Origin of the sequence: Streptomyces sp. WM4235 (genome assembly GCF_001279725.1) — a bacterium.
In the GTDB taxonomy this organism is placed as follows: Bacteria; Actinomycetota; Actinomycetes; order Streptomycetales; family Streptomycetaceae; genus Streptomyces.
In genome coordinates, this window is sequence record NZ_LGDE01000391.1 from 1 (window position 1) to 288 (window position 288).

General features: G+C 71.5%; 1 protein-coding gene. It reads left to right on the forward strand.

Annotated features, from left to right (window positions below; all coding sequences use genetic code 11):
- Nucleotides 1-288: AMP-binding protein (locus ADK55_RS23350; RefSeq protein WP_159041526.1), on the forward strand; the 288-nt coding region annotated here is incomplete at both ends.

Genomic DNA, 288 nt, shown 5'->3' on the forward strand with positions numbered 1-288 from the left:
CCGGCTACGCCCTCCTGGACCCCGAGTTCCCCGACGAACGCCTCACCCGCACCGCACACGACGCCACCATCCGCGTACTCGTCACCGACACCCGACAGGGCTCACGGATCAGTGGCCCCTGGGCCACCGTGCGGACCGACGCCGACCACGCCGCCATCTCCGCTCGGGAGTCCGGGAACCTCGGCGTGCCCCTCGGCCCGACCGACACCGCGTGCGTGATGTTCACCTCGGGATCCACCGGACGCCCCAAGGGCATCCTGTCCACCCACCGCAACCTGGTCTCCACCC